Here is a 14,877-nt window from a genome sequence, read left to right on the forward strand (position 1 = left end):
GATTAAATAATTTTCAGGAGGTTTTCCATGTTAGTAAAAGCAGATTTATCAAACGCAGAAGAATTACTGCCCATTCAGCACCGAGCCTTTGCATCCCTCTATGAAACCTATCAGGACCAGTACAACCCAGCCATTGAAACTATGGACTATTTCCAATCACGCTTTGCACGACCAAATTGCAGCTACTACAAGATTGTTGAGAAAGGGCACACAGTCGGACTAGTACGAACAACAGTCGCTGAAGATGCTGACCAGGGCTGGCTAGGTCTGATTGGCATTGATCCAGACCACAGAGGAAAAGGCTATGGGCACAAGGCAATGCTCGAATTGGAAAGCCTTTATCCGACAGTTAGACGCTGGGTGCTCTGCACGGTTTTGCAGGAGTCTAAATTAGTTTCTTTCTACGAAAAGCTCGGCTACAAGGCCATCAAAACAGAGCCTGAACAAGAAGGCATGGATATGGTCTATATGGAGAAGTGGATAAGATAGGAGGTTAGAAATGCTAGAAACATTCAGTCAACGATTGGAATGGCTTTGTCGGAAAATCTGGATTTTACTGCTGGCCTTTCTATTGTTGCTACTCGATCATATTCCAATTTCCATATTGGAACAATCAACCTCGCCAGTCGCTCAATGGACTGCAGGTATATCTTCTATTGGAATTATGGTCTTTATGTGTTGGTTGGCAGAAAGGAAAGGGCTCACCATTTGGGATAGAAAAATCTTAACTTGGAAGGGTCTGAGTATTGTTCTTTTAACCTATATTGTGGCCCAGTTATTCAAGTATCTCGGACAGTTTATCATGGACCTTCAAGGGATTGAAGACACAACTAATCAGATTGGCATTGAAAAGTTGTTACAAACGATTCCTTTTTGGTTAGCCTTTGTAAGAGTAGCCTGTCAGGCAGCCATTACCGAGGAGATCATTGTCAGAGGCTATCTATTCAAAAAGCTATTTGAAAAGCACAAGATTCTAGGAATTGTAGTATCTGGTTTGATTTTTGCTTTCCTGCATGGACCAACAGATTTGGGTTCATGGATTATTTATGCTAGCCCAGGATTTTTAATGGCTTACCTCTACTACAAGACAGATTACCTTATCTATCCCATGGCAGTGCATTTTATCAACAATGCCTGGTCGGTGGTGGCTTTCTACTATTTTCAATAAGCATAAAGAAAAGACGATTCCGAGTGGAGTCGTCTTTTGCGTGCTTTAGTTGAGTTCAGACTTGTCTGGTAAAAGTATGGCCAGAATGATATAGGCAGTTAGAAAGGGGAGGTTGGTGACAATGGCCAAGAAAACGACAGCCAAGCGTACGTTTTCTAAATTCCAACCATAGTTTTCATATAGGTCAAAATAATCATAAAGCCCAGCAATGACACCAGCAAATTCCTTGCGGCTTTTATCTTTGTACAATTTCTTTTTCATACTGTTGATCTCCAGATGCTATGGTTTAATCACTTCTACCCCACCCATGTATGGACGGAGAACTTCTGGAATGGTGACAGAACCGTCTTCATTTTGATAGTTTTCAAGGATTGCCGCAACCGTACGACCAACCGCTAGACCAGAACCGTTGAGGGTGTGGAGCAATTTGGCCTTGCTGTCAGCAGCATCGCGGTAGCGGATTTGGGCGCGACGGGCTTGGAAATCTTCTGTGTTGGAACAGCTTGAGATTTCACGGTAGGCATTTTGGGCTGGAATCCAGACTTCCAAGTCGTAGGTCTTGGCAGCTGAGAAGCCCATATCGCCTGTACAGAGGGCCAAAACGCGGTATGGTAAGCCTAATTTTTGAAGGATATTCTCTGCATTTGCCGTCATTTTTTCCAATTCATCATAAGACTGTTCTGGTGTAGCAAATTTGACCATTTCAACCTTGTGGAATTGATGAAGGCGGATAAGACCACGGGTGTCACGACCAGCAGAACCAGCTTCAGAACGGAAAGATGGGCTCATGGCTGTGAAGTAGATTGGCAGGTCTTTTTCTTCCAAAATCTCGTTGCGGTAGTAGTTGGTCAATGGCACTTCCGCAGTTGGGATGAGGACAAAGTTGGTATCAGCCAACTCAAAAGTATCTTCCTTGAATTTAGGATATTGACCAGTACCGAACATAGAGTCATGGTTGACCATGTAAGGTGTGATGATTTCCTGGTAGCCTTCTGCGATGTGCTCGTCCAACATGAAGTTGTAGAGGGCACGCTCCAAGCGGGCACCCAAGTTCTTATAGAAGAGGAAGCGTGCACCAGTTACTTTTGCGCCACGTTCCCAGTCCAAAATATCCAGGTCTTCGCCCAAATCCCAGTGAGCTTTTGGCTCGAAAGTGAATTCACGTGGAGTACCCCAACGACGAACTTCCACGTTTTCTTCTTCATCCGCACCAACAGGAACAGAATCGTGCGGCGTATTTGGAAGAACAGTGAGAATAGCGTTTAATTTTTCGTCGATTTCCAAAAGCTGAGCGTCCAAGTTTTTCACATCCGCAGACAGTTTCTGCATGGCAGCGATTTTGTCATCCGCATTTTCCTTGTTGCGTTTTGCTTGGGCAATTTCCGCCGAAACGGTGTTGCGCTCTGCTTTTAACTCTTCTACAGTAACCAAGATTTCGCGGCGTTTTGCATCCAATTCCTTGATGTCTGCCAAGGTTTCGGCAGCCACACCACGAGTAGCAAGTTTAGCAGCTACTCCGTCAAAATCTGTACGAATACGTTTGATATCTAGCATAGATGTCTCCTTTAGAATAAAAAACACAGAATGAGAGATGCTGGAGCGATATTTACCGCGGTTCCATCCAGCTTCACATTCTGTGCACTTTAAGTATGTCATTTTTAGCCAACGGTAGAATTTCATATCCCTTGTTTATCTGCTCACAGCGACCGCAGACTTTCTGAAAAACGCCTGATACTACTTATCCGTTTGTCTTATTATACTTGATTTTTTATTTTTTTGCAAATAGATTTGAGATTTTCTGTCCTAGAATTTGCAGGAGAGTTGGTAATTTGACCACCTTATCATTGCCAATATGTTCACGAGCAATTTTTAGGATTTTACCAGAATCTTTAGAAGCAAAAAGGAATTTACCGCTATCAGTATAGACTTCGAAGTGGCGACTGATTTTCTTGTTGGAAACATTGGCACCGATTTGATCGATAGATGTCCAAGGAATTTGAACGTAATTTTCAACGTTGTTATCAGCATAAAATTCCAGAGCTTGATCACCTAGCAGGAACTTGCCAACCGTTCCACCTGCAAGACTGAGATAGGAAACGCCTGTTGTGGATAGTTCGACGTGTTTATTTAATGATTGTGCCATAGTTACCTCATTTCTTGTTTTATTATACCATAAAACCCCGCATGAGCGGGGTTTCTTAATGGATTACATAATTCCAAGTAGGCGAGCTACGATACCGAATGCGAACAAACCAACGATGATAGTGATTGGAGAAACTTTTTTCTTCAACAACCACATACATAGGAAGGTAAGAAGCAAGTGCATGAAGCCTGGGATAAGACCATCCAAGTTTTGTTGGAAAGTAGTAACTTTAGTTGGAGTTTGTGACAAACCTTGACCAACCAATTCAAAGGCTTTTTGGATACCTTCGTAGCCTTCTGGCAATTTGTCCCACTCGATGTAAGCACCTTCTGAGAGTGGAACTTCAGAAACCGTGAAGTTGAAGCCGATAGATACCCAACGTTGAGCAAGTACGGCAAGGATGAACATACCGAGGATAGAAGCCCCTTTAGTGATGTCTTGGAGGATACCACCTGACATATCTTTAGTGATTTCTTTACCTGATTTGTAACCAAACTCTTGAGTGTACCATAGGAAGCTCATACGGATAGCATTCCAAAGACCGAAGAAGAGGATTGGGCCAAGGATGTTACCTGACACAGCAAGTGAAGCACCTAAGGCACCGAGGATAGGACGTACTGTAAACCAGAATACTGGGTCACCGATACCAGCGAGAGGTCCCATCATACCGATTTTCACACCTTGGATAGCAGCGTCATCGATATCAGCACCGTTTGCACGCTCTTCTTCAAGGGCAAGTGTTACACCGACGATAGGTGCAGCAACGTATGGGTGTGTGTTAAAGAATTCCATGTGGCGTTTAAGAGCCGCAATTTGATCTTCTTTCTTAGTGTAAAGTTTTTTGATAGCTGGAACCATTGTGTAAGCCCAACCCAAGTTTTGCATACGCTCAAAGTTCCATGATGCTTGAAGGAAGGTTGAACGCCAGCAAATCGCTTTACGATCTTTTACTGAAAGTTGAATTTTTTCTGTCATGATTGTGTTCTTCCTTTCTTCTTAGTAGTCTTCTAGGATGTCGCCGATTGGGTCGTTAGAACCAGATCCGCCACCATTTCCACCTTTTTTAGAAAGGTTAAGGTAGATGAAGGCAAGAGATACACCGATAGCACCAAGAGCGATAAGTGTCAATTGGCTAACAGCAGCAAGAGCGAAACCGATAGCGAAGAATGGCCATACTTCACGAGTAGCCATCATGTTGATAACCATAGCGAAACCTACGGCAACAACCATACCACCACCGACGTTCATACCACCTGACAACCAAGCTGGCATAGATTCAAGAGCAGCTTGAACAGCCTCAGTTGGGATAGCAAGAAGAAGGGCAGCAGGAACAGCAATACGAAGACCTTGAAGAGAAAGAGCGATCAAGTGGTAGCGCTCAAGTGCACCGAAATCACCACGTTCTGCAGCAGCGTCAGCACCGTGTACAAGGGCAACAGATGCAGTACGCACAAGCATTGTAAGGAAAAGACCTGCAACAGCAAGAGGGATCGCAAGACCTTGAGCAACTGAGATAGCAGTTGCTGAGAAGTCACCACCCTTAATCAAAATGATAGCGGCAGCAACAGAGGCAAGGGCAGCGTCTGGTGCAATCGCAGCACCGATGTTTGACCAGCCAAGAGCAACAAGTTGGAGAGTTCCTCCAAGCATAACACCAGCTGTTAGGTTACCGGTAACAAGACCGATGAGGGTACATGCAACGATTGGTTGATGGAATTGGAATTGGTCAAGGACACCTTCCATACCTGCAAGAAAGGCCACAAAAACGACCAAAATTGCAGAAATAATTGAAATATCTGACATATTTATAATCCTTTCATATTTCTGATAATCACACAGTGTTAATCAGTTATTATTTAACATCTGCCTTGTTAATCAAGTCAAACAAATCTTTTGGTGAATCGTTTGGAACTTTACGTACATCGAATTTGACACCAAGTTCACGCAAGCGTTCAAAGGTTGCAACATCGTCCTTATCCATAGAAAGAACAGTGTTCACCATTGTTTTACCTGTTGAGTGAGCCATAGAACCAACGTTCAATTCCTTGATTTCTACGCCACCTTCGATTGCTTCAAGAGCTTCTTGAGGTGTTTCAAAGAGAATCAAAGCGTGTGTGTTACCGAAGCGAGGATCTTTAGAAACCTCAATCAGTTTCTTGATAGGAACAACGTTTGCTTTAACGTTTCCTGGAGCCGCTTGCTTGATCAATTGCTTACGAAGGTCGTCTTGTGCAACTGTATCTGAAGCGACGATGATACGGTCAGCCTTAGAAGCTGGAGTCCAAGCAGTAGCGACCTGACCATGCAAGAGACGAGTATCGATACGAGCTAAGTTGATTTTCAACTTACCATCACCGATAACAGTTCCTGGAGGGATTGCTCCTTTAGGTGCTTGTGCAGCACTTGCAACTGGAGTTGCCTCAGCTGGTTGAAGTTCTTCTGGAAGAACCTTGATACCATCTTTGGCTTCCTTGATAATGTTTGCAGCAACCTTTTCAACCCCTGCAGAAGCATCCATTAGACGCTCTGTGTAGGCTTGAATTAGCATTGGCAAGTTAAGACCAGTGATGATGGCAAATTTACGGTCTGGACGTTCGCCAGCAACACGACTTGCTTGGTTAAATGGTGAACCACTCCACAGGTCCGCCAATACCAACACTTCATCATCAGCATCGAATGAGTCAACAGCTGCATTGAGCTTAGCATATAGATCATCTGGTCCTTCACTTGGCATAAAAGTTACAACTTGAACTTTTTCTTGTTCGCCAAAAATCATTTGACCAGACTGATGAATGCCAGCTGCAAATTCACCATGACTTGCAATAATGATTCCAATACTCATTATTGTTCCCCCTAAATTTTTTCTAGTTCCTTTGAAATGTAAAACTAATGAATGGGCTTACATTTTCTTGAACTTGTATATTATAAAACGTTTTCATGTAATTTGTCAAGCTAATTTGTGTTAAAAACAGAAAAAATTTCCGAAATTTTTACATACTATTTTCAGAAATCTGTTGCTGGCTATGCAAAATAAAAGAAAAAAACTGCAGAGGCAGTTCTTTCTTAGAGGAATAATTTTTCTAGTTCTTTGGCAACACCATCTTCGCTATTTGTAAATTCAGTCAAGCGGTCTGCGTGAGGACGAAGGATATCACTACAGTTTTTCATGGCATAGCTAATGCTAGCGAGTTCCAGCATTTCGACATCATTGCGCTCATCTCCGAAAGCGACTAGATCGCTCGGACTGGCTTGGAAGAGGCTTAAGACATAGCTAAGGGCGGTAGCTTTATTAACTCCTTTAGCACAAGTTTCTAGAATATTTAAGGGACCTCCCCAAGTATTGATTTCCAGTTCATCATTGAAGTAGGCCTTCATTTCCTTGGCAAGCTGATACTTATCTGTAGCCCGTGTTTGCATGAGGATAGAGTGGGGGTCGCTGGTAATCAGCTCAGGTTTAATGAGTGTGTCTGGTGTAATTTGCTCAACTCCCATGAGGGAAGGGTCGATTTTATCTAAATGTTTTTGCGTAATGAAGAATTTATTTTTATATTCTCCTGCGATAAAGTCTGCTTCAAACCGCTCCTCTTCCTTCAAAAAATCGAGTAGGTATTTTTTATCAATAAGAATATTCTTTTCCCATGCCCATTTTTTCCCGGGAAGGTGAATGAGGGAACCATTGAAGTTAATCATGGGCGTATCCAACTCTAATTGGTTGTAAAATTGCTCTGCCATACGATAGGGACGACCTGTGGCAATCAAAACGGTATGTCCAGCCTCTTTTACCTTTTTAATAGTAGAAACTGTGTAGTCACTTAGTTGACTATCTTGATTTAGTAAGGTACCATCTAGGTCAATGGAAATAATTTTTTTCTTCATACTTGTCTTATCCTTTTTGAAACTAATAAGTTCCAGTATAGCAAAATGCCTGTAGAAAAGCAAAAAGCTAATCGTTTTTAGGATGCGAAGCAAAAACAAGAGGAAATATTCGTGAAAAACGAACGTTGTTTTAGAAAATAACGTTTTCATACACGAATTGCTTGAAGTATAAAAACGATTTGTATATAATAGCTATATCGTTCGTAAATAAAAGGAGAATAATTGAAAAATGGAACAGTTTTTTAAACTAAAAGAACATGGAACGACCGTTTCTACTGAAATTATGGCTGGTCTTACGACTTTCTTCGCCATGAGCTATATTTTGTTTGTTAACCCAAGCATCCTCAGTGTTGCTGGTATGCCAACTCAGGCAGTATTCTTGGCAACCATCATTGCCAGCGCGGTTTCAACGCTTGTTATGGGTCTCTTCGCCAATGTTCCTTATGCCTTGGCACCAGGGATGGGCTTGAACGCTTTCTTTACCTATACAGTTGTTATCGGTCTTGGTTTTACTTGGCAAGAAGCTTTGGCTATGGTTTTCCTCTGTGGTTTATTCAATATCTTTATTACAGTTACTAAGGTCCGTAAGAGCATCATTAAGGCTATTCCAATTAGCTTGCAACACGCAATCGGTGGTGGTATCGGTGTATTCGTTGCCTACCTTGGTTTCAAGAACTCTAACTTGATTACCTTCTTGACTTCTGGTTCAGATATTATTACTGTTAACGGAGTTGCTCCAGCAGATGCTACAGCAGAAACTTTCGCAAATGGGGTCTTCTCAGTTTTTGCTGGTGGTGGTGTCGTACCTAGTATTTCAACCTTTACTGATCCAAGTGTTCTCTTGACTGTTTTCGGTCTTCTCTTGACAGCTGTCTTGGTTATTAAAAATGTTCGTGGTGCGATTTTGATTGGTATCCTTGCGACAACCTTGGCAGGTATTCCAGCAGGTGTTGTAGACCTTTCTACAATTGACTTGGCTAATAACAATATTGGAACTGCCTTTGCAGAATTGGGTACAACTTTCCTAGCAGCCTTCGGTGGTTTGTCTTCTCTCTTTGCTGATTCAAGCCGTCTTCCACTTGTTTTGATGACTATCTTTGCCTTCAGCTTGTCAGATACCTTTGATACACTCGGTACCTTTATCGGTACTGGTCGTAAGACAGGTATCTTCTCAGAAGAAGATGAGAAAGCTCTTGAAAATGGTACTGGATTTAACTCTAAGATGGATAGAGCGCTCTTTGCTGATGCTATTGGTACTTCAATTGGTGCTATTTTCGGTACATCTAATACAACGACTTATGTTGAGTCTGCGGCAGGTATCTCTGCGGGTGGTCGTACTGGTTTGACAGCTGTTACGACAGCAGTTCTATTCTTGCTTTCAATCCTTATCTTGCCATTTATCGGTATTGTACCAGCAGCTGCAACAGCTCCAGCCTTGATTATCGTCGGTGTTATGATGGTTTCATCATTCCTTGATGTTGATTGGAGCCACTTTGAAGATGCGCTTCCAGCCTTCTTTGCAGCCTTCTTCATGGCACTCTGCTTCTCTATCTCATACGGTATTGCAGCAGCCTTCATCTTCTATTGCTTGGTAAAAATTTCAACTGGTAAAACAAAAGAAATTCACCCAATCCTTTGGGGAGCAACTGCCCTCTTCATTCTTAACTTTATCATTCTTGCCTTCTTATAAGAAGATAAACAACTAACAAGTATATATCTGAGCTGACTGCGTTAAGTGGTCAGCTTTTGTATTTGCTTATTATTTGTTCGAGAAGAAGTAGTCATTTCGGTTAGCGAAGGCTTATAGTTACTGTTCTCGATTAGGTAGACTTTAGCACAAGTTATCGCTATTTAGTTTTCTCTTTATTGCTATAATATTTCTTGTATTCTATCACCTGTCAATATCAGATTGGAGTTTGCAACTTTGTTTCTATATCTCCGATCTCTTAACCTTGTTTGCGAGTTTTTGGCTCGGGTAAAACCAATCCTTGGACACTTTATTCTACCGAATTTTGAACTTGCCTTGTTGCACTCTGTCAAATAGAGGCTGTTCAAGACATCTAGTGGGCTGTTTCAAATTCACCTATAAATATGAAAGAATTGGTTTATGTCAGTGGAATTTGATGAGGAGGGTCTCAAAAACATTATCTATATTTTGGGGAGTGAGAAGGGGTTAGGAAGTATTGACAAATTTTTCTTCCTGATACTGCAGGAAATGGCATTTGTCCTGTCTATTTTATTCGAATGTCTATCACTTATCTCAATCATAATTGGTTTTCTTGCCATCGAAAAAAGACTTGGAAGGTGTCTTCTAAAACACTTTTCAAGTCTTTTGGTGTTCTATCTACCAGTTACGCTTGATAAATTTCCTTGGTAGTGGTTAAAGAGAGAGTGTGTAGCCTTGTGGATATAACGGGCAGTTTCCGCGTTGTTCATGGTGTAGAGGTGGACACCAGCTACATCGTTGGTCACTAGGTCGACAATCTGGTCAACTGCGTAAGCCAAGCCTGCTGCACGAAGTGACTCAGGATTGTGCTCATATTTTTCTAAGATAGCCTTGAACTTGCGTGGCAAGCGAATGTTCTCGCAAGTTTTCAAGAGACGAAGTGCCTGATTCCTGTTGATGATAGGCATAATACCTGCGATAATCGGCACTTCGATGTCCGCTAGCGAACATTTCTCTTGAAATTCATAGAAGGCCTCGTTATCAAAGAAGAGCTGGGTTACCAAACTTGAGCAGCCTGCATCAACCTTCTTTTTCAAATTTTTGATGTCAGTTACAGAGTTTTGGGACTCAGGGTGTACTTCTGGATAACAAGCTCCAATGATATCAAAGTGGGGAGCCTCTTGTTTGATGAAGGAAACGAGATCCGTTGCATATTGGAAGTCCTCTTTGGGTGGAAGTCCATCGATAATATCTCCACGCAGGGCTAAAATTTGATGCACTCCGACCTCATCAAGTGATTGAAGGACAGATTTGACCTTTTCTTTGGTCAAATATGCTGCTGGTAGGTGGGCAATGGTAGGAATGCCCAACTCGTTGCGAACATGGTTGACCAGGCGAACAGTGGTTTCTTCAATATTGAGGTTGTTATTACTACAGGTAACACTGATAAAATGAGGGGCCAAACCCTGCATCTGATCAAGGGTTTGGATAATCTTTTCATTGCCTACTTCTGGTTTTGGAGGAAAAATTTCAAATGATAGACTTGGGGTTTGACCGATCATAAATTAGAGTTCCTTTCTGGCTGCCTTAGCTGCTTGGGTCAAGTGGATAAGGCTAGCTTTTGTTTCTGATTCGCCACGCGTTTTAAGACCGCAGTCTGGGTTAATCCAAACTTTTTCTTTCGGTACTTTTGCAAGGATGGCTTGGATAGTGTGTGCAATTTCAGCAACTGCAGGGACACGTGGAGAGTGGATGTCATAGACACCAGGACCTACCTGAGTTTGGAAGTTCTTAGCCTTGAGTTCATCGAGGATGACTAGATTTGAACGGCTAGCTTCAAAGGAGATAACATCCGCATCCATGTTGTCGATGGCAGGGATGATGTCTGTAAATTCGCTATAGCACATGTGGGTATGGATTTGTGTGTCTGGCGCAACAGTTGAGTGAACCAAACGGAAGGCTGGAATTGCCCAGTCAAGATACTCGCTGTACCAGTCGCTACGGCGGAGTGGCAATTTTTCACGAAGTGCTGCTTCGTCGATTTGGATAATCTTGATCCCAGCTGCTTCAAGGTCGAGAACTTCTTCCTTGATAGCAAGAGCAATTTGAAGGGTTGATTCTTTAATAGAAATATCTTCACGTGGGAAGGACCAGTTGAGGATGGTTACAGGACCAGTCAACATACCTTTGACTGGTTTGTTGGTACGGCTTTGAGCATAGCTAGACCATTTAACAGTAATTGGGTTCAAGCGAGTAACATCACCCCAGATGATTGGTGGTTTTACTCCACGCATACCGTAGGATTGTACCCAACCGTTTTTGCTGAAGAGGTAACCAGACAAGTTTTCACCGAAGTATTCTACCATGTCGTTACGCTCGAACTCACCGTGTACAAGCACATCGAAATCAACTTCTTCCTGCCAAGCAATCCATTCGTCTGTTTGCGCTTTGACAAATGTATCGTATTCTTCTTCTGAGATGTTTCCTTTGCGGAAAGCTAAACGTGTGCTACGAACGTCCTTGGTTTGAGGGAAGGATCCGATAGTAGTTGTTGGAAGAAGGGGGAGGTTCAATTTTTCGCGTTGAATAGCTTCGCGTTCTGCAAAGACAGGCAAGCGAGTGTAGTCTGCGTCTGTCAATCCTGCCAGGCGATCAGAAAGTGCTGCATCACGACCAACGCGTTCAAGGGCAAAGAGTTCCTTATTGGCAGCAAGCACAGTATCTCCTTGACCATTTCGGATAGCATCTAAGTCGCGCAATTCGCTCAATTTTTCAACTGCAAAAGCGAAGTGGTTAAGGATAGCTGGTTCAAATTCTTCATTGGCTGTTGTAAATGGTACATGAAGAAGGGAACAAGAAGTTGTTAGAACGATATTTTCAGCTGGGATAGCATCAAGTACAGCCAGGCTCTTTTCATAATTGTTGCGCCAGATGTTCTTACCGTTGACGATACCTGCGTAGAGTGTTTTATCAGCTGGGAAGCCTGTCGCAACAAGTGCAGCCGTTTCCTTACCTTCTACAAAGTCAAGACCGATGGCATCGACTGGTAGGTTTGTCAATTCAGTGTAAATATCACGCACATCACCGAAGTAGGTTTGGATTAGGACTTGCAAGCCTTTTTTATCTGCCAAGAGTGTTTGGTAGATGTTAAGGAAGAGGGCTTTTTCTTCTGCAGTCAAGTCCTTGACCAAGCTAGGCTCGTCTAACTGGATTTTCTCAGCGCCAAGTTCTGCCAATTTTGCAAAGACTTGTCCGTAAGCTGCAACTAAGCTGTCAGCGAAATCAGTAGCTGTCGTACCTTCTTCGAAATCTGTCAATTGCAAGAGAGTGAAGGGACCGATCAAAACTGGACGAGTAGTAATGCCCAAGTCTTTTGCTTCTTGGAATTCATCGAAAATCTTATGACCTGCTAGTTTGATGTCTGTGTCTTTTTCGATAGCAGGAACGATATAGTGGTAGTTGGTGTTGAACCATTTTTTCATTGGTCTAGCACGCACGTCACCCTTATCTCCTTGGTAGCCACGCGCCAAGGCAAAGTATTTTTCAAGATCTGTCAAATCAAGGTCCTGAATAGCTTTGGGTACGATGTTGAAGAGAACAGCTGCATCCAAAACATTGTCATAGTGAGAGAAGTCGTTGCTTGGGATTTCAGTAATGCCCGCTTCTTTGACAATATTCCAGTGCTTGGCACGCAAGTCTTTAGCTGCTGTCAAGAGTTCTTCTTGTGGAATTTCATTTCTAAAGTATTTTTCAGTAATAAATTTTAATTCGCGGTGTTCGCCGATACGTGGGAAGCCGATAATAGTTGTTGTCATAGGATTTCCTCCAAAATATTTCTATGCTCTTATCCTAACAGAAAAAACACCACTTGTATAATTGGAAAAAATTAGGGTATGTTATAGGTTTTGGCTATAACAAACTGGGACGAGATGGGTTTAGACACTCTTTCTTCTATATAAAAGCCTGGAATACGGCTATTTATTCCTATCGTATTTTCTGGTCTTGGAACTGGTATAGTTTTTTCTTATGTGGGCGATAGGTTTTATCTATGAGATGGTAGAGAGGAATTGAAATCATGATTTATATGTATCCTTGATAAATATTTTCTAATCGGTCTATAAAACTTCTATATTAGACAGACTTAGCTGGTCGTGTTACAATGTAAAAAATTACAGAAAGGAGTTTCTTATGGGAAAGGTGATTATTGGAATTTCAGGAAATGAGCAAGAATTTCCAACTAAATCTGGTCGCGTATATGTAACGGTAGTGCGTGAATTGGCAGACAGCGTTCGTCAGGCAGGTGGTGTACCAATGGTTATTCCTATGGGAACTCCTGATCTAGCTAAAGACTATATCGATATGATTGACAAGTTGATTTTGTCAGGTGGTCAGCATGTGGATCCAAGTCTCTACGGTCAAAAACGCTTGATTGATAGTGATGATTACCTCTTGGAACGTGATGCATTTGAGTTAGCTTTGATTGAGGAAGCCCTTCGGCAAGGAAAACCTATTTTTGCCGTTTGCCGTGGTATGCAGTTGCTCAATGTTGCTCTAGGTGGTAGTTTAGAGCAGGAAGTGGCTGATCATTGGCAAGAGGGTATCGAGGGAACTTCACATCGTTTACAGGTTAAACCAAAGAGTCGTGTCAGTCAGTTGTTCTCTCAAGGTAGCTCCATTAATTCTTTCCATCATCAGCGTATTAAAGATTTGGCACCAGGTTTGGTGGCAACTGGACTAGATCCACGAGATGGTACGATTGAAGCCTACGAAAGCAAGGGGAAACAAGCCTTGTTTGGTATTCAATGGCACCCAGAATTTCTATACAATGACTGCAAGCAACATAGAGACTTGTTTCAGTATATAGTAGATCTGTTTTAATGAGGGAATGACTTCCCTCTTTTTATTATCAACGCTTATAATTGCAAAGGTATTTGTTATAAATTTTAGTTATAACGAACTATAAAAAAAGCCAATTGGTCAGATTGTCGTTTCTGTGTTAAGATAGATACAGTTCAAAAATAAGGAGAAATTTTTATGAAATTAAAAAAATTGTTTAGTTTAGCAGCAGCTGCCTTATCAGTAGGTGTTCTTGCTGCATGTGGTAGCTCGTCTTCTAGGTCTTCATCTGATTCTTCAGCAACAACTGTTCGTGTAGGTGTGATGAGCTTGAGCGATTCTGAGCAAGCACGTTGGGATAAAGTTCAAGAAATTCTTGGTGATGAAGTGAAATTGGAATTCACTCAATTTACAGACTACTCTCAGCCAAACAAGGCAGTAGCTGAAAACGAAGTAGACATCAACGCCTTCCAGCACTATAACTTCTTGAATAACTGGAATGAAGAAAATGGTGAAGACTTGGTTGCTATTGCAGATACTTATATCGCACCAATCCGTCTTTACTCAGGTACAGCTGATGGCAAAAACAAGTACACGAAAGTGGAAGAAATTCCGGATGGTGCTGAAATTGCGGTTCCAAACGACCCAACAAACGAAAGTCGTGCCCTTTACCTTCTTCAAGCAGCTGGTTTGATCAAGGTTGGTGTATCCGGTACAGAATTGGCAACTATTGCTGATATTACTGAAAACAAGAAAAACTTGAAAATTACTGAGTTGGATGCAAGCCAAACGGCAAGCTCACTTAGCTCAGTTGATGCAGCGGTTGTAAACAACACCTTCGTATTGGAAGCTGGTTTGGATTACAAAAATGCCCTTTACAAAGAGCAAAAAGATGAAAATTCAAAACAATGGTATAACTTGATTGCCGCTCGTAGCGATTGGGAAAAATCAGAGCAAGCAGCAGCGATTAAGAAAATTATCGAAGCCTACCACACAGATGAAGTGAAAGAAGTCATTGAAACAACATCTGACGGTATGGATGAGCCAGTTTGGTAAAATGCAAATAGGTCGAGGACTGGACAGAATTGTTCAGCCCTCTATCTGTTTTTATAGAGATAAGACAATCTTTTAACTAAAGTTAGAAATACCATAATATATTTGATTTTGGTTAGTAGATTGTATAGAGGA

The 14,877-nt window shown here is 41.9% G+C and carries 14 protein-coding genes; 5 read left to right on the forward strand and 9 right to left on the reverse strand.

From position 1 onward, the window contains the following. Positions 1–27: 27 nt before the first annotated feature. Positions 28–489 (forward strand): GNAT family N-acetyltransferase, encoded by a 462-nt coding sequence (locus RFK25_RS04805; protein ID WP_332411894.1) that lies wholly within the window; start codon positions 28–30, stop codon positions 487–489. Positions 490–499: 10 nt separating this feature from the next. After that, positions 500–1,168 (forward strand): CPBP family intramembrane glutamic endopeptidase, encoded by a 669-nt coding sequence (locus tag RFK25_RS04810; protein ID WP_332411897.1) that lies wholly within the window; start codon positions 500–502, stop codon positions 1,166–1,168. Positions 1,169–1,213: 45 nt separating this feature from the next. Here the strand turns inward: RFK25_RS04810 and RFK25_RS04815 are convergent, their stop codons facing one another. From RFK25_RS04815 to RFK25_RS04845, 7 genes are all read right to left on the reverse strand, one after another. Continuing rightward, entirely contained in the window at positions 1,214–1,429 is a 216-nt protein-coding gene (locus RFK25_RS04815; RefSeq protein ID WP_332411899.1) for a PspC domain-containing protein, read from the reverse strand. 18 nt (positions 1,430–1,447) lie between these two features. Next, a complete protein-coding gene (gene serS / locus RFK25_RS04820) occupies positions 1,448–2,722 on the reverse strand; it encodes a serine--tRNA ligase (RefSeq protein WP_332411901.1) in 1,275 nt (424 codons plus the stop codon). A 214-nt stretch (positions 2,723–2,936) separates the two neighbouring features. Then, positions 2,937–3,311: a DUF956 family protein gene (locus RFK25_RS04825; RefSeq protein WP_105160027.1), complete on the reverse strand. Its 375-nt coding sequence runs from the start codon at positions 3,309–3,311 to the stop codon at positions 2,937–2,939. Positions 3,312–3,374: 63 nt separating this feature from the next. Then, positions 3,375–4,286 carry a PTS system mannose/fructose/sorbose family transporter subunit IID gene (locus tag RFK25_RS04830; RefSeq protein WP_105144979.1) on the reverse strand — a complete coding sequence of 304 codons (912 nt, stop codon included), beginning with the start codon at positions 4,284–4,286 and terminating at the stop codon, positions 3,375–3,377. A 21-nt stretch (positions 4,287–4,307) separates the two neighbouring features. Continuing rightward, entirely contained in the window at positions 4,308–5,114 is an 807-nt protein-coding gene (locus RFK25_RS04835; RefSeq protein WP_332411905.1) for a PTS mannose/fructose/sorbose transporter subunit IIC, read from the reverse strand. Between the two features lie 49 nt (positions 5,115–5,163). Further along, positions 5,164–6,153 (reverse strand): PTS sugar transporter subunit IIB, encoded by a 990-nt coding sequence (locus RFK25_RS04840; protein ID WP_105144980.1) that lies wholly within the window; start codon positions 6,151–6,153, stop codon positions 5,164–5,166. A gap of 221 nt (positions 6,154–6,374) precedes the next feature. After that, positions 6,375–7,187 carry a Cof-type HAD-IIB family hydrolase gene (locus RFK25_RS04845; RefSeq protein WP_332411912.1) on the reverse strand — a complete coding sequence of 271 codons (813 nt, stop codon included), beginning with the start codon at positions 7,185–7,187 and terminating at the stop codon, positions 6,375–6,377. 229 nt (positions 7,188–7,416) lie between these two features. On the opposite strand from RFK25_RS04845, the gene RFK25_RS04850 reads away from it, so the two are divergent. Continuing rightward, positions 7,417–8,877 carry an NCS2 family permease gene (locus RFK25_RS04850; protein ID WP_332411914.1) on the forward strand — a complete coding sequence of 487 codons (1,461 nt, stop codon included), beginning with the start codon at positions 7,417–7,419 and terminating at the stop codon, positions 8,875–8,877. A 650-nt stretch (positions 8,878–9,527) separates the two neighbouring features. Here the strand turns inward: RFK25_RS04850 and metF are convergent. Together metF and metE are read right to left on the reverse strand one after the other, a co-directional pair. Beyond that, entirely contained in the window at positions 9,528–10,415 is an 888-nt protein-coding gene (metF, locus tag RFK25_RS04855) for a methylenetetrahydrofolate reductase [NAD(P)H] (RefSeq protein ID WP_172050525.1), read from the reverse strand. Between the two features lie 3 nt (positions 10,416–10,418). Next, positions 10,419–12,668 (reverse strand): 5-methyltetrahydropteroyltriglutamate--homocysteine S-methyltransferase, encoded by a 2,250-nt coding sequence (metE, locus tag RFK25_RS04860; protein ID WP_332411917.1) that lies wholly within the window; start codon positions 12,666–12,668, stop codon positions 10,419–10,421. 373 nt (positions 12,669–13,041) lie between these two features. Between metE and RFK25_RS04865 the strand changes: the two genes are divergently transcribed. Further along, complete coding sequence (locus RFK25_RS04865) at positions 13,042–13,731, forward strand: gamma-glutamyl-gamma-aminobutyrate hydrolase family protein (RefSeq protein ID WP_332411918.1); 690 nt, start codon at positions 13,042–13,044, stop codon at positions 13,729–13,731. Positions 13,732–13,887: 156 nt separating this feature from the next. Beyond that, on the forward strand, positions 13,888–14,745 hold the full coding sequence (locus RFK25_RS04870; RefSeq protein ID WP_332411919.1) for a MetQ/NlpA family ABC transporter substrate-binding protein: 858 nt from the start codon (positions 13,888–13,890) through the stop codon (positions 14,743–14,745). Positions 14,746–14,877 lie beyond the last annotated feature (132 nt).

Source organism: Streptococcus sp. SS-4456, assembly GCF_036680365.1.
Classification (GTDB): domain Bacteria; phylum Bacillota; class Bacilli; order Lactobacillales; family Streptococcaceae; genus Streptococcus.